This window comes from Streptomyces tendae, from assembly GCF_008632955.1.
In the GTDB taxonomy this organism is placed as follows: Bacteria; Actinomycetota; Actinomycetes; order Streptomycetales; family Streptomycetaceae; genus Streptomyces.
This window is the reverse complement of sequence record NZ_CP043959.1, coordinates 6,518,659-6,544,354: the sequence shown is the minus strand read 5'-3', so window position 1 is coordinate 6,544,354 and position 25,696 is coordinate 6,518,659. Positions and strand designations below refer to the sequence as shown.

General features: G+C 74.0%; 24 protein-coding genes. 13 read left to right on the top strand and 11 right to left on the bottom strand.

Features of this window, described 5'->3' with window-relative positions:
* Nucleotides 1–25 precede the first annotated feature (25 nt).
* On the top strand, nt 26–919 hold the full coding sequence (locus F3L20_RS29925; protein WP_150156935.1) for an aldo/keto reductase family oxidoreductase: 894 nt from the start codon (nt 26–28) through the stop codon (nt 917–919).
* A gap of 221 nt (nt 920–1,140) precedes the next feature.
* Nucleotides 1,141–1,326, top strand: coding sequence for a hypothetical protein (locus tag F3L20_RS29920; RefSeq protein ID WP_145826742.1), 186 nt, complete (start codon nt 1,141–1,143; stop codon nt 1,324–1,326).
* A 32-nt stretch (nt 1,327–1,358) separates the two neighbouring features.
* Here F3L20_RS29920 and F3L20_RS29915 read toward each other — a convergent pair whose 3' ends face one another.
* Nucleotides 1,359–2,141 carry a GbsR/MarR family transcriptional regulator gene (locus F3L20_RS29915; RefSeq protein WP_240810787.1) on the bottom strand — a complete coding sequence of 261 codons (783 nt, stop codon included), beginning with the start codon at nt 2,139–2,141 and terminating at the stop codon, nt 1,359–1,361.
* 193 nt (nt 2,142–2,334) lie between these two features.
* Between F3L20_RS29915 and F3L20_RS29910 the strand changes: the two genes are divergently transcribed.
* From F3L20_RS29910 to F3L20_RS29900, 3 genes are all read left to right on the top strand, one after another.
* Nucleotides 2,335–3,348, top strand: a complete 1,014-nt coding sequence (locus tag F3L20_RS29910; protein ID WP_382685569.1) for an ATP-binding cassette domain-containing protein — start codon at nt 2,335–2,337, stop codon at nt 3,346–3,348.
* Nucleotides 3,345–4,157 (top strand): ABC transporter permease, encoded by an 813-nt coding sequence (locus tag F3L20_RS29905; protein WP_150156932.1) that lies wholly within the window; start codon nt 3,345–3,347, stop codon nt 4,155–4,157. The genes F3L20_RS29910 and F3L20_RS29905 overlap by 4 nt, the downstream gene beginning before the upstream one ends.
* A 113-nt stretch (nt 4,158–4,270) precedes the next feature.
* The gene (locus tag F3L20_RS29900) at nt 4,271–4,654 is read left to right on the top strand and encodes a hypothetical protein (protein WP_150156931.1); all 384 of its coding nucleotides are present in this window, start codon (nt 4,271–4,273) and stop codon (nt 4,652–4,654) included.
* 18 nt (nt 4,655–4,672) lie between these two features.
* Here the strand turns inward: F3L20_RS29900 and F3L20_RS29895 are convergent, their stop codons facing one another.
* Together F3L20_RS29895 and F3L20_RS29890 are read right to left on the bottom strand one after the other, a co-directional pair.
* A complete protein-coding gene (locus F3L20_RS29895) occupies nt 4,673–6,316 on the bottom strand; it encodes a DNA repair helicase XPB (RefSeq protein WP_145826746.1) in 1,644 nt (547 codons plus the stop codon).
* A gap of 158 nt (nt 6,317–6,474) precedes the next feature.
* Complete coding sequence (locus F3L20_RS29890; RefSeq protein ID WP_150156930.1) at nt 6,475–9,150, bottom strand: helicase C-terminal domain-containing protein; 2,676 nt, start codon at nt 9,148–9,150, stop codon at nt 6,475–6,477.
* A gap of 117 nt (nt 9,151–9,267) precedes the next feature.
* Between F3L20_RS29890 and F3L20_RS29885 the strand changes: the two genes are divergently transcribed.
* Nucleotides 9,268–10,320: a hypothetical protein gene (locus F3L20_RS29885; protein WP_150156929.1), complete on the top strand. Its 1,053-nt coding sequence runs from the start codon at nt 9,268–9,270 to the stop codon at nt 10,318–10,320.
* A gap of 734 nt (nt 10,321–11,054) precedes the next feature.
* Nucleotides 11,055–11,687, top strand: a complete 633-nt coding sequence (locus tag F3L20_RS29880; protein WP_150156928.1) for an HAD family hydrolase — start codon at nt 11,055–11,057, stop codon at nt 11,685–11,687.
* Here F3L20_RS29880 and F3L20_RS29875 read toward each other — a convergent pair.
* A complete protein-coding gene (locus F3L20_RS29875; RefSeq protein ID WP_024884182.1) occupies nt 11,669–11,941 on the bottom strand; it encodes a hypothetical protein in 273 nt (90 codons plus the stop codon). The two genes, F3L20_RS29880 and F3L20_RS29875, sit on opposite strands and share 19 nt — an antisense overlap.
* A 164-nt stretch (nt 11,942–12,105) precedes the next feature.
* Between F3L20_RS29875 and F3L20_RS35345 the strand changes: the two genes are divergently transcribed.
* Entirely contained in the window at nt 12,106–12,489 is a 384-nt protein-coding gene (locus F3L20_RS35345; protein WP_145826750.1) for a cold-shock protein, read from the top strand.
* A gap of 7 nt (nt 12,490–12,496) precedes the next feature.
* On the opposite strand, the gene F3L20_RS29865 is transcribed toward F3L20_RS35345, so the two are convergent.
* From F3L20_RS29865 to F3L20_RS29850, 4 genes are all read right to left on the bottom strand, one after another.
* Nucleotides 12,497–13,354 (bottom strand): 1,4-dihydroxy-6-naphthoate synthase, encoded by an 858-nt coding sequence (locus F3L20_RS29865; RefSeq protein WP_150156927.1) that lies wholly within the window; start codon nt 13,352–13,354, stop codon nt 12,497–12,499.
* Complete coding sequence (locus F3L20_RS29860) at nt 13,341–14,039, bottom strand: futalosine hydrolase (protein WP_150156926.1); 699 nt, start codon at nt 14,037–14,039, stop codon at nt 13,341–13,343. Before F3L20_RS29860 ends, F3L20_RS29865 begins: the two co-directional genes overlap by 14 nt.
* A 23-nt stretch (nt 14,040–14,062) precedes the next feature.
* Nucleotides 14,063–14,518, bottom strand: coding sequence for a DUF2771 domain-containing protein (locus F3L20_RS29855; protein WP_145827021.1), 456 nt, complete (start codon nt 14,516–14,518; stop codon nt 14,063–14,065).
* An 82-nt stretch (nt 14,519–14,600) separates the two neighbouring features.
* Complete coding sequence (locus F3L20_RS29850; RefSeq protein ID WP_150156925.1) at nt 14,601–16,031, bottom strand: MFS transporter; 1,431 nt, start codon at nt 16,029–16,031, stop codon at nt 14,601–14,603.
* A gap of 342 nt (nt 16,032–16,373) precedes the next feature.
* Here F3L20_RS29850 and F3L20_RS29845 point away from each other — a divergent pair, with 342 nt between their 5' ends.
* The gene (locus F3L20_RS29845; protein ID WP_150156924.1) at nt 16,374–17,300 is read left to right on the top strand and encodes a DUF3027 domain-containing protein; all 927 of its coding nucleotides are present in this window, start codon (nt 16,374–16,376) and stop codon (nt 17,298–17,300) included.
* A gap of 140 nt (nt 17,301–17,440) precedes the next feature.
* Here the strand turns inward: F3L20_RS29845 and F3L20_RS29840 are convergent, their stop codons facing one another.
* Nucleotides 17,441–18,439 (bottom strand): helix-turn-helix transcriptional regulator, encoded by a 999-nt coding sequence (locus tag F3L20_RS29840; RefSeq protein ID WP_150156923.1) that lies wholly within the window; start codon nt 18,437–18,439, stop codon nt 17,441–17,443.
* 95 nt (nt 18,440–18,534) lie between these two features.
* Here F3L20_RS29840 and F3L20_RS29835 point away from each other — a divergent pair, with 95 nt between their 5' ends.
* From F3L20_RS29835 to F3L20_RS29825, 3 genes are all read left to right on the top strand, one after another.
* Nucleotides 18,535–18,900, top strand: coding sequence for a VOC family protein (locus tag F3L20_RS29835; RefSeq protein WP_150156922.1), 366 nt, complete (start codon nt 18,535–18,537; stop codon nt 18,898–18,900).
* A gap of 133 nt (nt 18,901–19,033) precedes the next feature.
* Nucleotides 19,034–19,912, top strand: coding sequence for a helix-turn-helix domain-containing protein (locus F3L20_RS29830; protein ID WP_150156921.1), 879 nt, complete (start codon nt 19,034–19,036; stop codon nt 19,910–19,912).
* Complete coding sequence (locus tag F3L20_RS29825; RefSeq protein ID WP_150156920.1) at nt 19,909–20,094, top strand: DUF397 domain-containing protein; 186 nt, start codon at nt 19,909–19,911, stop codon at nt 20,092–20,094. Before F3L20_RS29830 ends, F3L20_RS29825 begins: the two co-directional genes overlap by 4 nt.
* Before the next feature lie 74 nt (nt 20,095–20,168).
* Here F3L20_RS29825 and F3L20_RS29820 read toward each other — a convergent pair whose 3' ends face one another.
* Nucleotides 20,169–20,837: a M23 family metallopeptidase gene (locus F3L20_RS29820; protein ID WP_150156919.1), complete on the bottom strand. Its 669-nt coding sequence runs from the start codon at nt 20,835–20,837 to the stop codon at nt 20,169–20,171.
* 339 nt (nt 20,838–21,176) lie between these two features.
* Nucleotides 21,177–22,439, bottom strand: a complete 1,263-nt coding sequence (locus F3L20_RS29815; protein WP_206338835.1) for an SLC13 family permease — start codon at nt 22,437–22,439, stop codon at nt 21,177–21,179.
* Nucleotides 22,440–22,537: 98 nt separating this feature from the next.
* Between F3L20_RS29815 and F3L20_RS29810 the strand changes: the two genes are divergently transcribed.
* Nucleotides 22,538–25,663: a sacsin N-terminal ATP-binding-like domain-containing protein gene (locus F3L20_RS29810; protein WP_150156918.1), complete on the top strand. Its 3,126-nt coding sequence runs from the start codon at nt 22,538–22,540 to the stop codon at nt 25,661–25,663.
* The last annotated feature ends 33 nt before the right edge of the window (nt 25,664–25,696 follow it).

Here is a 25,696-nt window from a genome sequence, read left to right as displayed (position 1 = left end):
CCGGCCGCGGCGCACGGTGGGGGGCATGACCACCGCGACCACTTCCGACAGCACTCCGACGCCCACGCTCCCCGGCGGCACCTGGACGATGGGCGACCTGACCGTCACCCGGTTCGGGTACGGCGCCATGCAGCTCGCGGGGCCGGGCGTGATGGGGCCGCCCGCCGATCACGACGGCGCCCTCGCCGTGCTGCGCGAGGCCGTGCGCCTCGGCATCACCCACATCGACACCGCCGACGCCTACGGCCCGCACGTCACCAACCGGCTGATCCGTGAGGCCCTGCACCCCTACCCCGGCCCGCTGCACGTCGTCACCAAGGTCGGCGCGCACCGGGACGCCGACGGCGGCTGGCCCCCGGCCCGCGAGCCCGACGACCTGCGCCGCGCCGTGGACGCCAACCTGGAGACCCTCGGCGTCGACACGCTGGACCTGGTGAACCTGCGGCTCGGCGACGCCACGGGACCGCGTCCCGGCTCGCTCGCCACGGCGTACGAGACCCTCGTCGAGCTCCAGGAGCAGGGCCTGATCCGGCACCTCGGCCTGAGCAACGCGACCCCTGAGCAGATCGCCGAGGCGGAGACCATCGCCCCGTTCGTCTGCGTGCAGAACCTCTACAACCTCGCCCACCGGCAGGACGACGACCTCGTCGACCGGCTCGCCGGACAGGGCGTCGCCTACGTGCCGTTCTTCCCGCTCGGCGGGTTCACCCCGCTGCAGTCCGCGACGCTCTCGGCCGTGGCCGAGCGGCGTGGGGTCCGACCGATGGCGGTCGCCCTGGCCTGGCTGCTGCGGCGCTCGCCGAACATCCTGCTGATCCCGGGCACGTCGTCGGTGGCGCACCTGCGGGAGAACGTCGCCGGTGCGAGCCTGGACCTGACCGAGGAGGACCTGGCCGCCCTGGACACGATCGGCCGCTGAACGGCTGCGGACCGCCCGGTGCGGGGGAGCAACCCCTGGGTCCGAGGGAACACCCCTGGTGGGTCCGAGGGAACACCCCTGGTGGGTCCGAGGGAACACCCCTAGGGGTGACCCCGTCCTGCCTGAGAGGGACGGCTCGTTCCGCAGGCGTACGCGGCGGCCCGGCGGATCGGTCCCCTGGGCCGATGCCGGTACGGGGGCACGCGAGCAACCATGGACACATGAGCGCAGCCACCGTCCACCCCACCGGTCCGCCGGTCCGCCCGAGCGGCGCCACCCCGGTCGAGGGCAGTCACCCGCACCGCGTCGGTGACGCCCTGCGCGCCGTGAAGGTGTTCCTCGGCGCGGCCTTCGACGTGATCCTTCTCGGCGAGTACGGCCAGGAGGCGGGCGTCCGCCGCCGGTAGACGTCCCTTGCCCTCCGGGACCGCCGTCCGCCCTAGTCCTCCCGCCCCCGCGAGCGGTCCGCGTCCGTGCCGGCCGTGTGCGATTCCGCGCCCTCGGCGTCGGGCGCCGGCTGCCCGAGCAACAGGTCACGCGCCTCCTCCGCGGCGCGGATCATGGTCGTGGAGACGAAGTCGAGGAAGCGCGCGGCGTTCTCCAGGCGTGTGGCGGCCGGTGTTCCGGGCCCCATGACGTCGACACCCTCCCGTGAGGTCACCGCGATCTGCGCGGTGGAACGCGCGCTGGCGACCATCGACTGATACCAGATGTCCTCGTCGAAGCCGTAGCGCTCACGGCGCCCCTCGTCGCGGAAGCGGCGGACGAGGTCCTGGCTCTCCAGGAACGCGACGGCCTTCGAGACGGACGCCGGGCTGACCCGGAGCCGCTCGGCCAGCTCGGCGGCGGTGAGACTGCCGGAGTCGCTGAGCGTGAGGCAGGCCATGACCCTGGCCATCATCCTGGGCGTGCCCGACGCTATGAAGACGGTGGTGAGCGTCTCCTCGTAGGCGCGCACGGCCTCCGGGTCGCGTCCGTACCGGTCCGGCGCCGCCTTCTGCCCCCGGGCGGCGGCCCGTGTGCGCCGGTGGGCGCGGCGCTCGGCGGCGCGCTGGGCCAGTTCCGCGCGGTAGGCGGTGGGGCCGCCGTTGCGCATCACCTCGCGGGTGACCGTCGACGTGGGGCGGTCCAGGCGGCGCGCGATCTCCGCGTACGCCAGCCCGTCGGCCAGCCCCGACGCGATCCGCTGCCGCTCCTGCTGGGTCAGCCTGCCTCCCGGCACGTGCTTCTCCTCCGCCGTTCGCCCGATGGGGCTCCAGCGTAGCGTTCGACGGCTTTCCATTGCAACGCACTCCTCCTCATTGTTGCGTTATCTCGCAGAACAGTGCAACGAAATAGTGCTGTTGAGCTGGTCCTTAGGGATATCAACGCAACAAGTACGTTGCCACTGCTGTGAATGCAACGTAGCGTTTTCGATGTCAGAAACACGTTGCAACGCAAAGGAGCCCGCGATGCGGACCGACTCCCCTCTCGCCGTCGCGGCGAGCGGAGTGCGCAAGTCCTACGGCGACAAGGTCGTCCTCGACGGCGTCGACCTCGCCGTCGAGGAAGGCACGGTCTTCTCCCTGCTCGGGCCGAACGGCGCGGGCAAGACCACGATCGTCAAGATCCTCTCCACGCTCGTCGGCGCGGACGCGGGCGACGTTCGGGTGGGCGGTCACGACCTCGCCGCCGACCCGCAGGCCGTACGGGCCTCGATCGGCGTCACCGGCCAGTTCTCCGCGGTCGACGGCCTGATCACCGGCGAGGAGAACATGCTCCTGATGGCCGACCTGCACCACCTGTCCCGCCGCGAGGGCCGGCGGGTCGCCGCCGAACTGCTGGAGCGCTTCGACCTCGCCGACGCGGCGAAGAAGCCCGCCGCCACCTACTCGGGCGGCATGAAGCGCCGTCTCGACATCGCCATGACCCTGGTCGGCTCCCCGCGGATCATCTTCCTCGACGAGCCCACCACCGGACTCGACCCCCGCTCCCGCCACACCATGTGGGGCATCATCCGCGAGCTGGTCACCGGCGGTGTGACCGTCTTCCTCACCACGCAGTACCTGGAGGAGGCCGACCAGCTCGCCCACCGCATCGCCGTGCTCCACGACGGACGGATCGCCGCCGAGGGCACCGCGGAGGAACTGAAACGGATCGTCCCCGGCGGACACGTCCGGCTCCGCTTCACCGACCCGGCCGGCTACCGGTCCGCCGCCGCCGTCCTGCCCGGCGCCGCCCCCGACGACGCCTCACTCACCCTGCGCATCCCCAGCGGCGGCAGCCAGCGCGAACTGCGCGCCGTCCTGGACCGGCTCGACTCCGCCGGCGTGGAGGCGGACGAGCTGACCGTGCACACCCCCGACCTCGACGACGTCTTCTTCGCCCTGACCGAAGGTGCCGCCGTCCCCGCCCCGTCCGCCGCCCCCTCGAAGGAGACCGTCCGATGACCGCCCTCCAGACTCCCGCCCGCCCGGGCCGCCTCTCCCTCGCCCTGCGCGACTCGTCCACGATGGTGCGCCGCAACCTGCTGCACGCGCGGCGCTACCCGTCCCTCACGCTCAACCTGCTGCTCACGCCGGTCATGCTGCTCCTGCTCTTCGTGTACGTCTTCGGCGACGTGATGAGCGCCGGACTCGGCGGCGGCGGCCGGTCCGCGTACGTCGCCTACCTGGTGCCGGGCCTGCTGCTGATGACCATCGGCTCCACCGCCATCGGCACCGCGGTCTCCGTGTCGATGGACATGACCGAGGGGATCGTCTCCCGCTTCCGCACCATGGCCATCCACCGCGGCTCGGTGCTCGTCGGGCACGTCGTCGGCAGTGTGCTGAAGGCGGTCCTGAGCGTGGTCGTCGTGGGCGCGGTGGCCGTGGCGATCGGCTTCCGCTCCACGGACGCCACGGCGCTGGAGTGGCTGGCCGCCTTCGGCCTGCTGGTGCTGTTCGCCACGGCGCTCACCTGGATCGCGGTCGGTATGGGCCTCGGCGCCCCGAACGCCGAGGCCGCCAGCAACAACGCCACCCCGCTGATCCTGCTGCCGCTGCTGTCCAGCGCCTTCGTCCCGGTCGACGGGATGCCGGGCTGGTTCCGGCCGGTCGCCGAGTACCAGCCGTTCACGCCGGCCATCGAGACCCTGCGCGGGCTGCTGCTGGGCAGCGAGATCGGCCACAACGGGTGGCTGGCGCTCGGCTGGTGCGTGGCCCTGACGGTGCTCGGCTACTTCTGGTCGACGGCCTCCTTCGCCCGCGACCCGAAGTGAGGCTCACGCCCCTGGAAGTGAGGCGCCCGCCAGTCGAGGTGAGTACGTGTACACCCGCGCGGTTGAGTAGCGGCCCCGGTGCGATCGTCGCCCGGGGCCGCTTCACTGGCCGTATGAGTCACCACGGCGCCCTCGCTCCCGCCCCGCCGGACCGGCAGTACCGGGCCGAGCGTGACACCCGCGCGTGGGTGGCGCCCGCCGTCGCCACCGTGCTCGGGGTGATGCTGGCGCCGCTCGCGCTGCTGTTCGGGGCACTGTCCGTCATGGCGACGGACAGTTGCGGCCCCGACGACTGCTCGCCGGCCCTGACGACCGCCCTGGACGTCGTCCACGGCACCCTGTTCCTCGGCGGCATCCTCGCGGTGGCCGCCTGCGCCGCCTCCTGGCTGCTGCCGTGGACCCGCCGCTGGGCGGTCGCCCGCGTCTGGCTGGCCGGACTGTCGCTGCTGCCCTGGCTGTGCGTCCTCGCGCTGGTGTTCCACCTGCCCGAGGGATGACGCGGGGCAGCTGACGGGTCAGCTGTCCGCGAGGAGCTCGTCCGCGTCCATGATCCGGTAGGCGTACCCCTGCTCGGCCAGGAACCGCTGGCGGTGCGCCGCGAAGTCCTGGTCGATGGTGTCGCGGGCGACCACGGAGTAGAAGTGCGCCTGGTGCCCGTCCGCCTTCGGCCGCAGCACCCGGCCGAGCCGCTGCGCCTCCTCCTGCCGCGACCCGAAGGTGCCGGACACCTGCACGGCGACCGTCGCCTCCGGCAGGTCGATCGAGAAGTTCGCGACCTTCGACACCACCAGCACGCTCAGCTCGCCCTGCCGGAACGCCTCGAACAGCTTCTCCCGCTGGGCGTTGGACGTCTCGCCCTTGATGACCGGCGCGTCCAGGTGCTCGCCCAGTTCGTCGAGCTGGTCGATGTACTGCCCGATGACCAGGATCTGCTGCCCGGCGAACCGGCGGACGATCGCCTCCGTCACCTTCTGCTTGGTGGCGGTCGTCGAGCAGAAGCGGTACTTCTCCTCCTGCTCGGCCGTCGCGTACGCCAGCCGCTCGGAGTCGGTGAGGTTCACCCGGACCTCGACGCAGTCGGCCGGGGCGATGTAGCCCTGCGCCTCGATCTCCTTCCACGGCGCGTCGAACCGCTTCGGGCCGATCAGCGAGAAGACGTCCGACTCGCGGCCGTCCTCACGGACCAGGGTCGCCGTCAGGCCGAGCCGGCGCCGGGCCTGGAGGTCGGCGGTGAACTTGAAGACGGGCGCGGGCAGCAGATGCACCTCGTCGTAGACGATCAGACCCCAGTCCCGGGAGTCGAACAGCTCCAGGTGGGGGTAGATGCCCTTCCGCTTCGTCGTCAGCACCTGGTAGGTGGCGATGGTGACGGGGCGGATCTCCTTCTTCGTGCCGCTGTACTCGCCGATCTCGTCCTCGGTGAGCGACGTCCGCTTCACCAGCTCGTGCTTCCACTGCCGGGCCGAGACCGTGTTGGTGACGAGGATCAGCGTGGTGGACTTCGCCTGCGCCATCGCGCCCGCGCCGACCAGCGTCTTGCCGGCGCCGCAGGGCAGGACGACCACGCCGGAGCCGCCGTGCCAGAAGTTCTCCACGGCCTGCTTCTGGTACGGGCGCAGCGCCCAGCCGTCCTCGGCCAGCTCGATCGGGTGCGCCTCGCCGTCCACGTACCCGGCGAGGTCCTCGGCCGGCCAGCCCAGCTTCAGCAGGGTCTGCTTGATCTGCCCGCGCTCCGAGGGGTGCACCAGGACCGTGTCCGGGTCGATCCGGGCGCCGACGAGCGGGGCGACGCGCTTGGAGCGCAGTACCTCCTCGAGGACCGGGCGGTCGGTGGTGGTGAGGACGAGCCCGTGCGCGGGGTGCTTGACCAGGCTGAGCCGGCCGTAGCGGTCCATGGTGTCGGCGATGTCGACGAGCAGAGCGTGCGGCACCGGGTAGCGGCTGTACTGCACCAGCGCGTCCACGACCTGCTCGGCGTCGTGGCCGGCGGCGCGCGCGTTCCACAGGCCGAGCGGGGTCACGCGGTAGGTGTGGATGTGTTCGGGGGCCCGTTCCAGTTCGGCGAACGGCGCGATGACGCGACGGCAGTCGTCGGCCTGCTCGTGGTCGACCTCGAGGAGCAGAGTTTTGTCGGACTGGACGATGAGCGGACCATTCACGCGCGGCTGCCTTTCTGCGACGGGCTCGGCACGGGCACTGCACGGCCAAACGTCCAGTTTGCCTGATGGCATTCCACACCGTTCCCCGAAGCGCCCCTCAGGCGCGCGGGGAACGGCGCGATCAACCGTGACGAACCCGCACGTACCCGCCCGCCGTATCACTCCGCCAGTTCTGCGACACCCGTGATCCGGTGGAGGGGATACGTCCGCACCTCGTCGGCCGTGTGGTCGTACGCAGTGACGAACCCGCCCTCGACCCGGATCGGGGCGATGACCCGCTGACTGGCGGCCCCCTCCGCGTTGACGTACCCGATCCACAGGGTGTCGTTGGTGAGCACGGCGGCCTGAAGGGTGGCCAGGGTGTCCGCGGCGGTGGTGCGGGGCAGCTCGCCCGGCGCCGCGCCCGCCGCATCGCCGCCGACCGGCTTGCGCGGCGCCGTGGCGGCGAGATCGCCCGCGCGGACGGCGCGGATCGCGGCCGCCAGCAGGGTGTCGTCCGGGACGGGCGGACCGTCCGGCACCGGCTCCGGAGGCGTGCGCGGGGGCGTGCGGCGGGCGTCGGCGCGGGCGATCAGCACGTCGCCCTCGGCGGACTCGGCGGCCGGTGCGAACCCCATCGCGCGCAGCCCCTCCAGCAGCCCCGCCGGGTCGGTCCGCGCGGCCAGCACGGTCGGGGCGAGCCGGCGCAGGCCCAGCCCGTCGGCCCGCTTGTCGGCCATGATCTCGTTGAGCACCGCGTCGTCGTCGCAGCGCACGTACGCCGAGGCGGCGCCCACCCGCAGATGCCCGTGCCGGCGGGCCACGTCATCGATGAGGTAGGCCAGCGGCTGCGGCACCGGGGTGCGGGACCGCGCGGCGAGGAAGGCGTGCAGGTCGGCGGCCGACTGCCCGGCGTCCAGGGCGCGCCGTACCGAGCCGGGCGTGAACCGGTAGACGGTCGCGCCACCCTTCGACTCCACGTCCGCGAGGACCCCCAGCATGTCCGCGAGCGGCCGCTCCAGCGGGCCCGGCGCGACCGCCGTCAGGTCGGCCTGGAGCAGCACGTGGTCCAGCGGCTCGGGCAGCAGGGGCTCCAGCAGCCGGCCGGCGGCCGCGGCGGCGGCGGCCTGCTCGGCGGGGGAGAGGGCGGGGGGCGGCGGGGCCGGCCGGTGGTGCACGGGCAGCTTGTCGCCCGGACCCGTGGGCTCCGTCTCCTTCGGACGGCGGGGCGCGGGCGCGCCGATCAGCGCGCGTCCGTGGGCGGCGAGGGCGCCGCGCCCGGTGACGCCCAGCATCTCGGCCTCGGCGAGTGTCCAGCGGGCCAGCCGCGACCGCAGGTCGTCGCCGTCCCCGCCGGTGTCACGCCCGCCGTCGGCCGGATACCCCGGCGCGCCGTGACCGCCCGTGCCCGCGCGGAACGCCGTCCCCCGCGTCCCCTCGGCGGGCTGCCCCTGCGCCCTGCGGGCGCCCGCCGGAGCCGCCCGCCGGCGCGCACCACCGCGGGGCCGCTCCCAGCGCAGCCGGGCCAGCACCGACTCGGCGGCGGGCGCGGCCCCCTCCGGGAGCGCCGCCAGCAGGGTCAGCACCCGGTGCCGTACCTCCGGGGCGGCCGAGCGGTCCAGGCCCGGACCGAGCGCGGACAGCGTGCGGTCCTTGGCGTCCCGCTCCCCGACCAGGCCCGGAGTACGGGTCGCCGCGAGCCACGCCGTGGCCAGCCGCGCCCACCGCTCCCCGGCGGGCCGCTCCAGCCACTCGTCGTACGCCGGGGTCGCCGCGTACCGCTCGTCGGCCTCCCCGTCGGACGCCAGCAGCCCCGCCGCGTAGGCCAGTTCGACCCAGAAGGCGGCCACCGGCTCGGTCACGTCCAGGGCCACGGCGGTCCGCTTGAGGTCCCGCACGCTCAGCCCGCCGGCCCGCAGCACCGCCGGACCGCCCTCGTGCCAGTCCTTCAGCAGCTCCTCGACCGTCGCCAGCGCCGTGTACGCCTGCCCGGCGGCCGTCGCGTCCACCACCTGGGGGCGGTGCGCGGTGGCCGCCTCCACGGGCGGCGGCACCGGTTCCGTCGTGCGGTGCGCCCGTCCGGCGCGCAGCCGCAGCGCCACCTCGCGCGGCAGCACCACCGTGCCGGGCGCCGTCGGCAGCAGCAGCCCCCGGTCGAGCAGCCAGCGCAGCCGGGCCGCCGGCTCGGCGGTGACCTGCCCGTACGGCGGCCCCCACACCAGCCGCTCCAGCACCTCCACCGACTCGCTCGGCGCCTGGTCGAGCAGTGCGGACATCCGCTCCGGGTCGTTGAAGAGACCGGTCAGCGCGGCCACGGCGGAGACCGGGTCGTGCGTCGACGGCAGCCCGGCCGTCGCCACGATCTCCTGGATCCGGCCCGGCGACATCCCCGCGGTCGCCTCCCGCACGGTGGGGCCAAGACCGGTCGGCGACGGATGCTGCGGGGACGGCGACAGCAGCTCGCGGGCGGTGCGGACCAGCCGCAGCCGGTCGTCGGGGCCCCACACCAGGGCCTGTTCGCGCAGCACGCCGAGGGCGTGCGGCAGCGCGGCGGCCACCGCCGGGTCGCCGTCGTCGCCGGCCAGCAGCCCGAGCAGCTCGTCGTACGCCGCCGGGTCCGGCGCCACCGCGAGCGCCTGCGCGGTCTGCAGCGTGAACCGGTCCAGGTGCTCCAGCGCGCGGACCACCGAGGCGCGCGTGCCCGCGCGGGTGGCGAGCTGGGTGAGGTCCGTGGGCACGGGCGTGATGAGATCCGGCCGGCTGCGCAGGAGCGCGGCCAGGGAGACGTCGTCGCGCCCCCGGAGCGCCTCGGCGAGGGATCGGGGGGCCGCCGCGGGGTTCTCCTCGGTGCTCATCCGCCTCACGTTAGCGGGTGGGTACGTCCGTGGCGTGCCGGGAGTTGGGTCGGCCCGCCGCAGTCGCGATACCGTCGGCCGACGGTGTCCCGACGCATCCGTCCCGGAGGGGACTTCGTGGGTATCGAGAGTGATCAGGTCGTCTACGAGTATCTGAGCCGCGTCGGCGACGTGGCGCAGCAGCGGCAGTTGCCGTCGGCGGCGCGGATGCGGCTGGTCGCGGAGCTGCGCGACGAGATCGACCGGCGCCGCGCGAAGGCCGTGGTCGATTCGCCCGCCGCCGTCCGCCGCATCATCGCCCGCATGGGCACGCCGACCGAGGTGGTCGCCGCGGCGGAGGATTCCCCCGGTGCCGTCCCGGGCGCGTCGGAGCAGTCCGCGGCCGTGCCGGTGCAGCGGGAGCCGGAGCGGGGGGCGAAGGCGGGTGGCGCCACGTCCGGTGACGCGAAGTCCGGTGGCGCCAAGTTTGGTGGGGGAAGGGGCGGTGGCGTGCTGCGCCGGGTCGTGCCCCGGCCCCGCCCGTCCGCGCCGCCGCCCGCGCCCGCCGACGTGCCGTCACCGCCGCACCGGGCCGGTTCGGACGAGCTCGGCGACAGCGCGACCCAGCCCGACTGGTGGCGGGTGGACAACAGCCCGTTCGGGGCCGGCGACGAGGTGCCGGGCTTCGTGGGGGGCGTGGAGATCCCCGAGCTCCTCAAGCCGCCGCCGTCGGCGCGGGAGAAGCCCGCCTCCGAGGCGGCTCCCGGCGAGCCGGGCGCCCCGGCCGCTGCCGCCGACGGGGCCGAGGCGGCTCCCGCGGTCCGGCGCCGCCGCCTGGTGCGCCTGCCGTCCGGCCGCTGGAGCAACCCCCTGCTGCTGGTCGCCGCCGCCTCCCTGGTCGTGGGCGCGGTGCTGGGCAACTGGTTCGCCCTGATCCTCGGCTGGCTCATCGCCTACGCCTCCCGCCGGCTCACCCGCGCGGAGGTCAAGGCGGCGGTGGTCGTCCTCCCCGGCCTGTCCCTCGTCGGCGGGATCGTGTGGATCTGGGGGCGGACGGCGGGGCGCTGGGGCGGGCCGATCGCCGAGGGGCAGATGAACGCGGCCCTCGCCGAGACCTGGCCGTGGGTCATCCGCACGGCGGCGATCACCTCGGCGCTGTTCCTCTTGTGGCGGTCCCAACGCGAACGGTGAGGCGTGTTGCCGGTGCCGGGGGGCGTTTGCGCAGCCCGGCGCCGACGGGATGGCTCCGCTTGAGCGGGGGACGGCCATCGCCCTGGGGGCACCCCCAGGCCCTTAAGGCACTGGGGGAGGCACGACTGCCCGCGGAGGGCGGGGCGGCGCCTTTCAGGGGCGCGGGGAACTGCGCGACCGGCCAGGTGCGGCCGGCACCCGGCGTGCGACGGCTCCCGGCACCCTGGGCGGCCGTCGCGGCCACTGCGCAGCCCCACGCTGGCAGGGATGCCGTCGCGCCCGCCCCCCACCCTGGGCTCCGCTCGAGTGGGGGACCGCCATCGCCCTGGGGGCACCCCCAGGCCCTTAAGGCACTGGGGGAGGCACGACTGCCCGCGGAGGGCGGGGCGGCGCCTTCAGGGGCGCGGGGAACTGCGCGACCGGCCAGGTGCGGCCGGCACCCGGCGTGCGACGGCTCCCGGCACCCTGGGCGGCCGTCGCGGCCACTGCGCAGCCCCACGCTGGCAGGGATGCCGTCGCGCCCGCCCTCCCCCACCCTGGGCTCCGCTCGAGCGGGGGACGGCCATCGCCCTGGGGGCACCTCCCAGGCCCTTAAGGCACTGGGGGAGGCACGACTTGCCTGCGGAGTGCGAGGGCTCGCCGCCACGGACACGCCACTGCCCGCGGCTGGCGGAGTCGTCCGTCGGTCACCCGGGCCCGGGTCGGGGGCGAGGGCGGTGGCGGACAATGGCGGGATGGTCAACACGAACATCCCCGCCGCGCCCACCGTCGGGTTCGATCTCGACATGACGCTCATCGACTCCCGGCCCGGGATCCGGGCCTGTTACCAGGCGCTCGCCGCGCGGACCGGGACGTACGTCGACGCCGATCTCGCCGTCAGCCGGCTCGGGCCGCCGCTGGTGGAGGAGCTGGTGAACTGGTTCCCGGCCGAGCGGGTCGAGGAGACGGCCGAGCTGTACCGGGCGATGTACCCGGAGTACGCGATCACGCCCACGCTCGCGATGTCCGGCGCCCGGGAGGCGATAGCCGCCGTGCGGGCGCGCGGCGGGCGGGCGATCGTGGTCACCGCGAAGTACGAGCCCAACGCCAAGCTGCACCTCGCGCACCTCGGCATCGAGCCGGACGCCGTGATCGGCGACCTGTGGGCCGAACAGAAGGCGCTGGCGCTGCGCGAACACGGCGCGTCGGTGTACGTCGGCGACCACACGGGCGACGTGCGCGGCGCGCGCACCGCGGGCGCGGTGTCGGTCGCCGTCGCCACCGGCCCGTGCGACGCCGCCGAACTGCGGGAGGCCGGCGCGGACACCGTTCTCGCGGACCTGACGGAATTCCCCCGCTGGTTTTCGGACTACTGCTCGGACAACTGACCGGAAACGGCGCTCGCCCGCGCCCGGCGCCGCCCCGCGGCGGCGGAACGCAGCACGCCCGCCCCGGCGATGAGGAATCCGACGCCCATGAGCATGCTCAATCCGAACATGTACGTCGGAAAGGGCGTCGTCCCGAGGAACAGCGGGGCCACCGTGACCAGAGTGGCCACGGCGCCGACGAAGAAGACGATGGCGCCGGCACGGACCAGGCCGTCACCGGGCGCAGCGGAATTCGCTTGGGTTTTGTCACGCACCGGACCAGGGTAGTTCCCTGCGCGAGGGAACACCCCGGTGACGTCTTGTCACCGGCCTGAAGACCATTAGCCTTGGTACCGGCGGGTCATCGGGCCCGCCCGAGTGCTATCAAGAGCCGTTTTCCGATGCAGTTTTCCCGACGAGTACGAGGGCGAGGACAGACGTGCCTACCGGCAAGGTCAAGTGGTTCAACGGTGAGAAGGGCTTCGGCTTTCTCTCCCGTGACGACGGCGGTGACGTCTTCGTGCATTCCTCGGTCCTCCCCGCCGGAGTCGAGGCCCTGAAGCCGGGGCAGCGCGTGGAGTTCGGCGTGGTCGCCGGACAGCGCGGCGACCAGGCCCTCTCCCTGACCATCCTGGACCCGACCCCGTCGGTCGCGGCCGCCCAGCGCAAGAAGCCCGACGAACTGGCCTCCATCGTGCAGGACCTCACGACCCTGCTGGAGAACATCACGCCGTCGCTGGAGCGGGGCCGCTACCCCGACCGCGCGGCCGGCAAGAAGATCGCCGGACTGCTCCGCGCGGTCGCCGACCAGCTCGACGTCTAGACCGCCGTCAGGGGAACCGCAGCGCGTCCGGGCCGAGGGGCGGAACCAGCCCTTCGGCCGCCGCGCGCGTGAGCAGCCCGCGTACGGCCGCGTAGCCGTCCTCGCCGAGGTCGGCGGTGAACTCGTTGACGTACAGCCCGATGTGCTGGTCGGCGACGGCCGGGTCCATCTCCTGCGCGTGCTCCATGACGTACGGCCGCGACGCCTCCGGGTCGTCCCAGGCCGTTCGCACGGATGTGCGGATCGCGTCCGCGAGCCGGGTCAGCGTCTCCGCGCCGAGCGAGCGCCGGGCGAGGATCGCGCCCAGCGGGATCGGCAGCCCCGTGGTGTCCTCCCAGTGCTCGCCCATGTCCGCGAGCTTGTGCAGCCCGTAGTTCCGGTACGTGAAGCGCGCCTCGTGGATGACGAGGCCCGCGTCGACCTTCCCGTCCCGCACGGCGGGCATGATCTCGTGGAACGGCATCACCACGATCTCCCCGACGCCGCCGGGCACCACGTCCGCCGCCCACAGCCGGAACAGCAGGTACGCCGTCGACTTCTCGCTCGGCACCGCGACCGTCCGCCCTGTGAGGTCCACACCGGCCTCGCGGGTCAGCACCAGCGGCCCGCAGCCCCGGCCCAGCGCGCCCCCGCAGGGCAGCAGCGCGTACTCGTCGAGGACGTACGGCAGGACCGCGTACGACACCTTCAGCACGTCCAGTTCGCCGCGCTCGGCCATGCCGTTGGTGATGTCGATGTCGGCGAAGGTGACGTCGAGGGCGGGCGCGCCGGGGACGCGGCCGTGGGCGAGGGCGTCGAAGACGAAGGTGTCGTTCGGGCAGGGCGAGTAGGCGATCCGCAGCTGCTGCTGCTCAACGGTGGTCATGCCGGTTCCAACTCTCCAATACGGGCGCGAGCTTCCCGAAGCCCTCGGTGAGGGCGGCCAGGGCGTCGCCGATGCGCCAGGCGGCGCGGTCGCGCGGGCCGACGGGGTTCGACACCGCCCGCACCTCAAGCACGGGCACGCCGTGCGCGGCGGCGGCCTCGGCGACGCCGAAGCCCTCCATGGCCTCGGCGAGCGCACGCGGATGGCGGGCGCGCAGCGCGTCGGCGCGGGCGGCGGTGCCGGTCACCGTCGACACGGTGAGCACCGTCCCGGTGCGTGCGCCGGAAGCGGTGGCGGCGGCCCGGACCAGGGTCTCGGGCGGGCGGTGGGTGACGGTGCCGAAGCCGAGGTCGGTGACCGGCAGGAAGCCGTCGGCCGTCTCGGCACCCAGATCGGCCGCGGTGATCTCGTCGGCGACGACGAGGGACCCGAGGGGCGCGTGCGGCGCGAAGCCGCCGGCGATCCCCGCGGAGACGACCAGGCCGTAGGGCCGGCCGTCGAGGGCGGCGGCGGTCAGCGCGGCGGCCGTGGACGCGGCGGCGAGCGCAGGACCGACCCCGGCGGCGAGCACGTCGGTGCCCCCGCCGGTCCGGTGCACGACCGCGCCGGGCAGCCCGGCCTCCCGCACCGGCCCCGGGAACGCCTCGGCCACCGCGTCCCGCTCGACGGGGACCGCGGTGGCCACGAGAACGCGTACGAGGGACGTGATCAGTCCTCGTCCTTCTTCAGCCGGAAGGACCACAGACCCGTCGCCTCGTCCTCGCCCTCCTTGACCGACACCAGGGTCGAGTCGCCCTGGGCGCCGTACTGGGCGTTGAAGAACACGCTGCCGGGGATGGCCTGGTAGGTCTTCTTGGTGGACTCGACGAGCGGCTGCCCGTTCAGCAGGATCGTCCAGCCGTTGTCGGCGATGTCCGGGTCGACGCCGAAACGGACGGTCTCCGTGGGGTCGACCTTGATCTCGTCGATGCCCTTGTCCTGGAGGCACTTGTTCAGGGTCTCGGTGGTCAGGGCCTTGCCCTCGCCACCACAGGTCGCCTCGGAACTCACCGAGTCGCTGCCCACCGTGACGGTGGAGATCGGCGTCGGCTTGTCGCAGGCGGCCAGGACGAGCAGTCCGGCGGATACGGCGCCGGCGGCGGCGACGGCGCGGCGGCGTCGCACAGCGGATTGCAACGTGGTCATGGCCGAAGGCTATCGGGCAGGTGTGCCCCGCCCGCCACGTGGGGTACGGCGTGGCCCCTGGTTACGCCACACGCGGCCGCCCGGCGTGGCCCTGCCGCGCCGAACGGAGCAGCCCGCGGACGGTGGTCAGCCAGCCCGTGGCGACGATCGCCGCGCCCACCGCCAGCCCCAGACGGCCGATCAGCGGCATCGCGATGCCGACCGCGCCGCCCAGCACCCACGCCATCTGGAGCAGCGTCTCCGACCGGGCGAAGGCGGACGTCCGCACCTGTTCGGGCACGTCCCGCTGGATCAGCGCGTCCAGCGACAGCTTGGCCAGCGCCTGCGCGAACCCGGCGACGGCCGCGAGACACGCCACGAGCACCGCGCCGAAGAACACCGCAGCCGTGATCGCCGCGCCCAGCACCACCGCCACCACCGTCACGATGATGATCTCCGGCGCGCGGGACCGCAGCCCCGCCCCGACCGCCGTGCCCAGCGCGTTGCCCGCGCCGGCCGCCACGCCCACGATGCCCAGCGACACCGCCGCGCTCTGCCCGGTCATCGGGTGCTCGCGCAGCAGGAACGCCAGGAAGAAGATCAGGAAGCCGGTGAGGCAGCGGATCGAGGCGTTGGCGGCCAGCGCGTGGGTGACGGCCGGGCCGACCGTGCGCAGCCCCGGTTTCTCCGTCTTGCGGTGCGGGCCGTGCAGATGCTGGTCGTCGGCGGCCAGCAGCGCCACGCTCTCGCCCTTGGCGGAGTCCACCTTGGGTGGCAGCCGGAACGACAGCAGCATCCCCGTCACGAACAGCACGAACGCCCCGTACAGCGGCCAGCGGGGCCCGACCTGCTGCAGCCCCGCGCCGATCGGGGCGGCGATCCCGGTCGCCAGCAGCCCGCCCAGGGTGACCCGGGAGTTCGCCTTCACCAGGGAGAAGGCGGGTGGCAGCAGCCTGGGCACGACCGCGCTTCTGACCACCCCGTACGCCTTGGAGGCCACCAGCACGCCCAGCGCGGCCGGGTACAGCTCGAGACCGCCGCTGACCACGGCACCGGACAGCACCAGCGCGAGCAGCGCCCGGGCGAGCATCGCGCCCGCCATGGCCGCCCGGCGGCCGTGCGGCAGCTTGTCGAGGAGCGGGCCGACGACGGGGGCGAGGAGGGTGAACGGCGCCATCGTGATCGCCAGGTACAGGGCGACGCGCCCGCGCGCCTCGTCGGTCGGGACGGAGAAGAACACGGTGGACGCCAGCGCCACGGTGATCATCACGTCGCCCGCGCCGTTCACCCCGTGCAGTTCGATCAGCTTGCCGAGGCCCGACTCGCCGGCGCCGTGCGCGTGGGTCACCTTGCGGATGCCCCGAGCGGTTCTGGTCACCGGGAACCGCAGGGCCCTGCCGAACGCGCGGAGACGGCCGCCCGCCCGGACCGAACCGAGGCGGCGGCCGCGTCCCTTGCCCTCTTGGGGCCCACCGGTTCCGGTGGCGCCCTGGGGTGTCCTCGCGGTGGCCACGACGTCATAGTGCCCCGAGATGGCGGTGCGTAGTGCAGTAACACCGGGGACGGGGTCCGCCGTGCCGCTGTACGGCCGAACGCGCCGGTGTGCGCGGAGGCCGCCCGGGACGCCCCCCGCCGCCCGGATTGACCGGCGCGCGCCGTTCCGTAACAACCGTCGGTGTAGGCCCAGCGCACGCGAGCAGGTAGCGTGCCTATCTCAGCCATCCCGCAGAATGGATGGTGGCGCGCCCGAGCACGTTGCGGCGCGGACGTCGACGCGGTCCCCCGGTCCGCTCCGTCCGCCCCCCGCGCTGGGAGTGGCGCACTCGTGAGACGGCGTAGGAGAGAAGCGATACCTGTGAGCGCAGCGACAACGCGAAGCCGCACCCCCGACCGTCTGTGCGCCGAGGCCGTCGACCTCGCCCGCGCCGCAGCCGAGGAGGCCGCCGCGCCCGGGGTCGTGGGTGAGCACGAGGGGCTGGTCTCCGAGGGCGACCGCGTCGTCACGCACTTCTTCGGGTGCCGCGAGCTCGGCTACCGCGGCTGGCGGTGGGCCGTCACCGTCGCCCGCGCCTCCCGCGCCAAGATCGTCACGGTCGACGAGGCCGTGCTGCTGCCCGGACCCGACGCGGTCCTCGCGCCCGAGTGGGTGCCGTGGAGCGAGCGGCTGCGCCCCGGCGACATGGGCCCGGGCGACCTGCTGCCCACCGACGCGGACGACCTGCGGCTGGAGCCGGGCTACACCGGTGAGGACGAGCCGCCGCCGAACTCGGCGCTGACCGGCGACCTCGCGGACCTGGCGGAGGCCGAGGACGCGGAGGTCACCGAAGGCACCCCGGCCGAGCAGGCCGTCGCCCCGTCCCGCGGCTCCATCGCGGCGCTCGCCGAGGAACTGGGCATGCGCCGCGCCCGGGTCCTGTCCCGCTACGGCCTGCACGCCGCCGCCGACCGCTGGGAGGAGGCGTTCGGCGCCAAGACCCCGATGGCCCAGGCGGCCCCCGCGTCCTGCGACTCGTGCGGCTTCCTCGCCCCGATCGGCGGCTCGCTGGGCCAGGCGTTCGGTGTCTGCGCCAACGAGTTCTCCCCGGCCGACGGCCGCGTGGTCTCCCTGGCCTACGGCTGCGGCGGCCACTCGGAGGCCGCGGTCATGCCGAAGCCCCCGCAGCCGGCCCCGCCGGTCATCGACGAGACCCGCGTCGACCCCTTCCCCCTCCGCCCGTCCCCGGACTCCGGCTCGGTCCCGGCCACGGAGGACACGACCTCGGCGGACCTGGGGCACTCGTAACGGGAGGCGGGTGACGACGCCGCTCACCGGCGTCGCCACCCGCCTGTCATCTCACGCGCCGGCCACGACTTCCTCGGCCCTCGAGGCCGTGACGGCCTCCCGGAGTTCTCGCTCGGCAAGGCGCCGACGGCACCGGAGCATCAGGTCCCAGGTTCCGGTGCAGTGGCGGTGGTCGGGCCGGTCCGCCGGGCGTACGCCGTGAGACGGGTGGCGAAGTCGCGCGTCAGGGTGCGGAGTTCGGGTGGGCCGTCGATGACGAAGGGGCGGTCCAGGGCGGCCAGGGTGGGTGGGAGCCAGCCCAGGTGTTCCGCGTGGATCTCCACCCGTTGCCAGCCGGGCTGGTCGTCCGTGAGGGTCGCGACCGTCGCGGGCAGGTGCGTGCGGAGGTGTTCGAACGTTGCCCGGACGCGCAGGGTCACCTCGTAGCGGTACGCGGCCGTCGCGAAGCCCGTCACCACGCGGGCCGCCGGGTCCGGGCCCTCGGGCACCTCGAAGGAGCCCGGCAGGGTGCGTGCGTCCGCGATGCGGTCGAGGCGGAACGTGCGGTCCTCGTTGCGGTCCGCGTCCCTGCCGGTCACGTACCACCGGCCCGCGTGCGCCACGATCCCGTACGGATGCAGGCTGCGGTCGCTGCGGCGTCCCTCGCGGTCGGTGTACCTGACGGAGACGGGCCGGCGGTGGTGCACCGCGTCGGCCAGGGTGAGCAGGACGCCCGCGTCCGGGCTCGCGAAGTCCCCGGGCTGCTCGGTGAACGACAGGGACTCCAGCAGGATGTCCAGCCGCCGGGCCAGGTGCCGGGGGAGCACCCGCCGGACCTTCGCCGCCGCCGTCTCGTTCGCCGTGCGCTGCGCCGTCGTCAGCCCCGCCCTGCGTCCGGCCACCAGGCCGAGCAGCACGGCCAGCGCCTCCTCGTCGCCGAACATCAGCGGGGGCACCCGGTAACCGGGTCCGAGCCGGTACCCGCCGTAACGTCCGCGTACCGATTCCACCGGCACGTCCAGGTCGATCAGCTGCTCCACGTACCGCCGCACGGTCCGCCCGTCGACGCCGAGCCGGCCGGCCAGTTCGGCCACCGTCCGGGTGCCCCCGGACTGCAGCAGTTCCAGCAGGGTCAGCACACGGGCGGCGGGTCGGGGCACAGGCACGAAGATACCGCGTATACCGGGCCGATTCTGTCCGCTATTGCCCCTAGCGTCGGCCGTGCACGCCTTCCGTACGGCTGAGGAGTTCCCCCATGCAGTTCGCATCCGTCCGCATCATCACCGCCGACGTGGCACGCCTTGTCGCGTTCTACGAGCGGGCCCTTGGCGTGTCCGCGACCTGGGCCACGGAGCACTTCGCCGAGGTCAGGACCGACGGCGCCACCCTCGCGATCGCCGGTACCGCCACCGTCCCGATGTTCGCGCCCGGCTCCGCCCGCCCGGCGGCCAACCACAGCGCGGTCATCGAGTTCCACGTCGACGACGTGGACCGCGTCCACAAGGAACTGGGCGACTTCCTCACCGACGTCGTCAGCGGCCCCGCCACCATGCCCTGGGGCAACCGCTCCCTGCTGTTCCGCGACCCTGACGGCAACCTCGTCAACTTCTTCACCCGCTGACCTCGTAGGAGCACCCACCGTGTGTGTCCGGTCACTGTCCGGAGGCTGTCCGTAGCCGTCGGTGCCGTGCCCGCCGTTGACGCGGGTAGGGCGCCGGGGTGCGTCACGGACGGATCCGAGGGAGAGGTGCGGCATGACGGCGGTGGAGGCGGAGCCGGGTCGGCACGACGACGAGGCGGACGAGCCGGGCTGGGAGGTCGACCCGGACGACGAGTGGGGCGTCGCGGTCATCACGACCGTGGGGCGCCAGCTGAGGCTGCGCCGCGAGGCGGCGGGCCTCCGGGTGCCGGACTTCGGGCGGGCCGTGGGCTACGGCGAGGACATGATCTACAAGATCGAGGCCGGCAAGCGGATCCCTCGCCAGGAGTTCCTGGCGAGGGCGGACGAGGTGCTGGGGGCGGGGGGTCTGCTGTCCGCCGCATGGGAGGACGTGAAGAAGGTCCGCTATCCCAAGAAGGTACGCGCGCTCGCGAAGTTGGAGGCGCAGGCGGTGGAGATCGGCATCTATGAGAGCCACAGCGTCCACGGCCTGCTCCAGACGCCTGAGCACGCGAAGGCTTTGTTCGAGGCCATGCAGCCGCCGTACTCGTCGGACGAGGTGGAGCGCATGGTCGCGGCGCGGGTCGCCCGGGCGTCGGTCTTTGACCGCTCGCCCGCGCCCGCGCTCAGTTTCGTTCTGGAAGAGGCGGCTCTGCGGCGTCCCATCGGGGGCAGAATGGTGCAACGACGGCAGCTGGAACGCCTGTTGGAGGTGGGCCGACTGCGCAACGTGATGCTTCAGGTCATGCCGTTGGACTGCGAGTCGCACTCCGGAATGGACGGCAGGATCGAGCTGCTGAAGTTCGCGGACGGGACGGCGGTGGGCCGCTCCGACGGTGCGTTCTGTGGTCGGCCGACAACTGAGCTGAAACACCTGCGTGTTCTCGAGCTGCGGTATGCAACCATCCGAGCCCAGGCGCTCTCTCCGCGCGAAACGCTGACCTTCATCGGACAACTGCTGGGAGAAACATGAGCAGCGAGCTCAACTGGTTCAAGAGCAGCTACAGCAGCGGCAACGACGGCAACTCCTGCGTCGAACTCGCCCTCACCCCCCGCATCGTGCACGTCCGGGACTCCAAGGACACCGCGGGCCCCCGACTGGCCTTCGCCTCGACCGCGTGGGCGCGTTTCCTTCCCTACGTGCAGCAGGGCTGAATGCACGACGAACCCCCGAGGCCGGCCTGGGGCCGGCCTCGAGGGCGCGTGCGGGGTGCGTTGCGGGGCTCGGATCAGAGGGAGACGCCGTGGCCGCGCAGGAAGGTCGCCGGGTTGACGGCGGAGCCGTAGTTCGGGGTGGTGCGGATCTCGAAGTGCAGGTGGGGACCGCTGGAGTTGCCGGTGTTGCCGGACAGGGCGATCTTCTGGCCGGTCTTGACGACCTGGCCGACCTTCACGTGCACGGACGACAGGTGGGCGTACTGGGAGTACGTCTTGCTGCCGTGCTTGATCACGATGGCGTTGCCGTACGCGGGGCCGTCACCGGCGCCGTTGCCGCCGGCCTTGACGACGGTGCCGCCGTGGGCGGCCATCACCGGGGTGCCGGTCGGGACGGCGTAGTCCTGGCCGGAGTGCTTGTGGGCCCACATGCCGCCGTTCTGCGCGAAGCTCGCCGACAGCTTGTAGTTCTTGACCGGGGAGACCCAGGACGGGGTGCTCTTCTTGGCGGCCTGGGTCGCCTTCTTCACTGCCGAGGCCTTCACGGCCTGCGTCTTCGCGGCCTCGGCCTGCGCGGCGGCCTGCGCCTGGACCGGGGTGGCGGTCGGCGCGGAGTTGCCGGAGGCGGCGACCGCGACTCCGGCTCCCAGGACGGCCGTGGAGCCCAGACCGGCGGCCAGGACGGCGGCGCGGGTGCGGGTGGCGGTCGTACGGGGGAAACGGGAGATGACGCGCTCGAACATCGAAACCTCATGGGGGAGGGGACGGGGGAATGCCATCCGCGGAACAGGTCCGTGCCGCGCTGGCTGTTCCTTGGTAACCGGCACCGCCCAAAAGCCGCAAAGGTGTGACCTACGACGAAACCTCGTAGATCCGGCATGAGATGCACGTCTCTTGACGGAGCACCCTCTACGGGGAGAAACCCCCCTTTCAAGGTGATCGATCAGCCTTGTGCGGCATATGTCCGATTTCAAATCGGGCGTTTCTTCACTATTCCGCGTAGTACACCCGGCGGGCCCTGTGGAGCATGTCACCGGGCGCCCTTCAGGAATGTGGCGTGGGTCTCCGGCCGTCCCCCGGATTCAGCCGCCGAACAGCTCCAGCGAGAGCCAGAGCGCCACCGTCGACGCCACGAGCGCGGCCGGAACGGTCGCCAGCCCCAGCAGGGTGAAGCGCCGCAGGCTCACCTCGTGGTCGTGGCGGTGGGCGATCCGGCGCCACAGCAGGGTGGCCAGCGAGCCCGCGTAGGTGAGGTTCGGGCCGATGTTCACGCCGAGCAGGACCGCGAGGACCGCGCCGGGGCCGGACGGAGCGGCCAGCGGGACCAGGGCGAGGACGGCGGGCAGGTTGTTGATCAGGTTCGCCAGCAGGGCCGCGAGACCGGCGACGGCCAGCAGGGGGAGCAGGCCCGTGCCGTCGGGCAGGACCGCGTCGAGCGCGTCGTCCAGGCCGTGGTCCAGGACCGCCCGGACCACCACGCCCAGGGCCAGCACGAACGCCAGGAACGGCAGGTCGGCGGCGCGCAGCAGCCGCAGGGGACCGGTGCGGCGGCGGGCCAGGGCCCGCACCGCCATCACGGCCGCGCCGGCCGCCGCCGCCCACGCCGGGTCGGCGCCCACCGCGGACGCCACGGCGAACCCGGCGAGCGTGGCCGCCACCGTGACCAGGGCGAACAGCGGCACCTCCACCCGCTCGTCCGCCGTGTCCGGTGCGGTCGGCTCCGCCGCGAGGTCGACGGCGAAGAAACGGCGGAAGACGACGTACTCCACGGCGATGGCCGCCAGCCACGGCAGGAGCATCAGCAGCGCGAAGCGGGTGAAGGTCAGCCCGGTGGCGGTGAAGGCGAGCAGGTTGGTCAGGTTCGACACCGGCAGCAGCAGGGACGCCGTGTTCGACAGGTGCGCGCCCGCGTAGACGTGCGGGGCGGGCCGGGCGCCCATGCGGGTCGCCGTCGCGAAGACCACCGGCGTCAGCAGCACCACCGTGGCGTCCAGGCTGAGCACCGCCGTGATCAGCGAGGCGAGCGCGAACACCGCGCCGAGCAGCCGGCGCGGGCGGTGGCGGGACCAGCGGGCCATCCAGGTCCCGCACGCGTGGAAGAGACCTTCCTCGTCGCACAGCTTGGCGAGCACCAGGACGGCGGCGAGGAAACCGATCACCGGCCCGAGCCGCACGGCCTCCTCCCGCACCGCCTCCCAGGTGATCGCGCCCGTCGCGATCACGACTCCGGCGGCGGGCACCGCGAACGCCGCCTCCGGCCAGCGGAAGGGACGGACGACGGCACACACCAGCACCACGGCCAGCGCGGCGACGGACAGCGATTCGAGCAACACAGTGCTGATCATCCACATGATGCGGTGCCCCGCGGACACCGCGTCCCCGGGATGTCGCGGAGCGGTACCTTCGACCTCACGCAGATCAGGGCCCGATGAGGAGAGTCAACGTGAGCAAGTTCGTGCGGCCCGCCGCCGAAGGTGCCGACCCGTTCGGTACGGCGCGTCTGCGGCGCGGGGTCCTGGACGCCTGGGCCACCAGTCCGGCCCGTTTCCGTGAGGACGCCAACGCCGAGGAGGACCTCGTCCTCGGCGGGTACCGGGACCGGCTCGTCGTCGAGCTCGCGCAGAACGCCGCCGACGCCGCCGCCCGTGCCGGCGTGCCCGGCCGGCTGCGGCTCACCCTGCGCGACGGCGTGCTGGTCGCCGCCAACACCGGCGCCCCGCTGGACGCGGCCGGAGTCGAGTCGCTGTCCACGCTGCGGGCCTCCGCCAAGCGGGACGCGCCCGACCGGGCCGTCGGACGGTTCGGCGTCGGCTTCGCGGCCGTGCTCGCCGTCACCGACGAACCCGCCGTCGTCGGCCGGCACGGCGGGGTGCGCTGGTCGCTCGCCGAGGCGCGGGACCTCGCGCGGGACACCGCCAGGCACGGCCCCGGCCTCGGTGACGAGATCCGCCGCCGCGACGGGCACGTACCGCTGCTGCGGCTGCCGTTCGCCGCCGAGGGCACCGCCCCCGACCCGTACGACACGGCCGTCATCCTGCCGCTGCGCGACACCGCCGCAGCCGACCTCGCCGAGCGGCTGCTGCACGCCGTCGACGACGCCCTGCTGCTTGCCCTGCCCGGCCTGGAGGAGGTCGTCGTCGAGATCGGCGACGACACGCCCCGCACGATGCGCCGCGGCACCGACGGCGAGCTGACCGTGGTGACGGACTCCCGCGACGGCACCACCCGCTGGCGCACCGCCACCGCGCACGGCGGCCTCGCCCCCGAACTGCTCGCCGACCGGCCCGTCGAGGAGCGGCTGAGGCCGCACTGGTCGGTCACCTGGGCCGTCCCCGTCGACACCGACGGCGGCCCCGCCCGCCCGCGCACCGCCCCCGTCGTGCACGCGCCCACGCCCAGCGACGAGCCGCTCGGCGTGCCCGCCCTGCTCATCGCCTCCCTGCCGCTGGACTCCACCCGCCGGCATGCCGCCCCGGGCCCGCTCACCGACTTCCTCGTGCAGCGCGCCGCCGACGCCTACGCCGGACTCCTCGCCGCATGGCGTCCGGTGGGCACCGGCGTCATCGGCCTGGTGCCGGGGCCCCTCGGCAAGGGCGAGCTGGACGGCGCCCTGCGCGCCGCGGTCCTGGAGCGGCTGCCGCGCACCGCCTTCCTCCCGCCCGCCGCCGTACCCGTCGCCGACGACGACTCCGAACTGCCCGAGGCGCTGCGGCCCAGGGACGCCGAGATCGTCGAGGGGGCGGGCGCCGACACCGTACGGGTGCTGGCCGAGGTACTGCCCACGCTGCTGCCCGCGGGGCTGGAACGGCGCGTGGAGCTGCGCACGCTCGGGGTGGCCCGGGTGCCGCTCACCGACGCGGTCGACCGGCTCGCCGGCCTGGAGAAGTCCCCCGACTGGTGGCGGCGGCTGTACGACAGCCTCGCCGGGGTCGACCCGGACCGCCTGTCGGGGCTGCCGGTACCGCTGGCCGACGGCCGGACGACCATCGGGCCGCGGCAGGTGCTGCTGCCCACGCCCGACGCGGCCCTGGACGCCGAGCTGCTGGCCCGGCTCGGCCTGAAGGTCGCCCACCCCGACGCCGCCCACCCGCTGCTGGAGAAGCTGGGCGCGCTGCCGGCCACTCCGCGCGCCGTGCTCACCACCCCGCAGGTGCGGGCCGCCGTCGCCGCGTCCCTCGACGACGAGGGCGCGGTGAACTGGGAGGAGGACGCCCCGGACGCCGAGGAACTCGCCGACACCGTGCTGGGGCTGGTGCGTGACGCCGGGCTGGACCCCGGCGACGAGCCCTGGCTGGGCGCGCTCGCCCTGCCCGACGAGGACGGCGAACTGTCCCCGGCCTGCGAACTCGTCTTCCCCGGCGGTCCGTTCGCGCAGGTCATGCGGGAGGGGGAGCTGGCCGCGGTGGACGCGGAGCAGGCCGAACGGTGGGGCGAGCAGCCGCTGGCCGCGTGCGGGGTGCTGGTGGACTTCGCGCTGGTGCGGGCCACGGACGTGGTGCTCGACCCGGACGAGCTGGAGCCCCGCGAGAGCGACTACGCCGAACCGGACGACCCGGGGCTGCTGGACGCCGTGGACGTGTGGGCCGAGGACATCCTCGACCGCTTCCCCGACGCGCCCGTGCCGCCGGTCGCCACCGAGATCGTCGCCGTGCGCGACCTGGACCTGGTGGACGACGACCACTGGCCGCGGGCGCTGGCCCTGCTGTCCCGGCCGCCGCTGCGGGACGCCCTGGTCGAGCCGGTACGCATCCTGCTGCACGACGGCACCCACGAGGTCGTGCGGCCGTACACCGCGTGGTGGCTGCGCGGCCACCCCGTGCTGGGCGGACGCCGCCCGGCCGGACTGCGCGCCGCGGGCGGCGACCCGCTGCTGCGCGGGCTGTACGACGAGGCGGACGCGGCCGGCTTCGACGACGAGCAGGTGCTGCACGCGCTGGGCGTCCGCACGTCGGTCGCCGCGCTGCTGGACGAGCCGGGCGGGGCGGCGGAGCTGCTGGAGCGGCTCGCCGACCCGGACCGGCCGGTCACGGCGGCCCAGTTGCACGGCCTGTACGGGGCGCTGGCGGAGCTGGACCCGGAGCAGGTGACCCTGCCGGACGAGCTGCGCGCGGTGACCGACGGGCGGGTGGAGGTGGTGGACGCCGCCGACGCGGTGGTCGTCGACTCGCCCGACCTGCTGCCGTTCACCTCCGGGGTGCCGCTGCTGCCGGTGCGGCCGGCGCGGGCCGCGGAGCTGGCGGAGCTGTTCCAGGTGCGGCGGCTGAGCGAGTCCGTCACCGGGCGGGTGGACTCCGAGGGCACGGAGCACGAGGTGCCGGAGGCGGTGCGGGTGCTGCTGGGGGCGGGCACCCCGGCCGTCTACGTGGAGCACGAGGAGCTCGTCGTCGACGGCGTGGAGATCGACTGGCGGCTCACCGACGACGGGGTGCTGCACGTGGCGACGCTGGAGGGGGTCGCCGCGGGTCTCGCCTGGGCGGCGGGGCAATGGCCGCGGCGCTTCGAGGTGGGGGCGCTGCTGGAGGATCCGTCCCGCACGGAGGAACTGGCCCGCGACCGCTGGTTCGACTGACCCCCCGAGGGCTCCGCCCCGGACCGCGCTCCT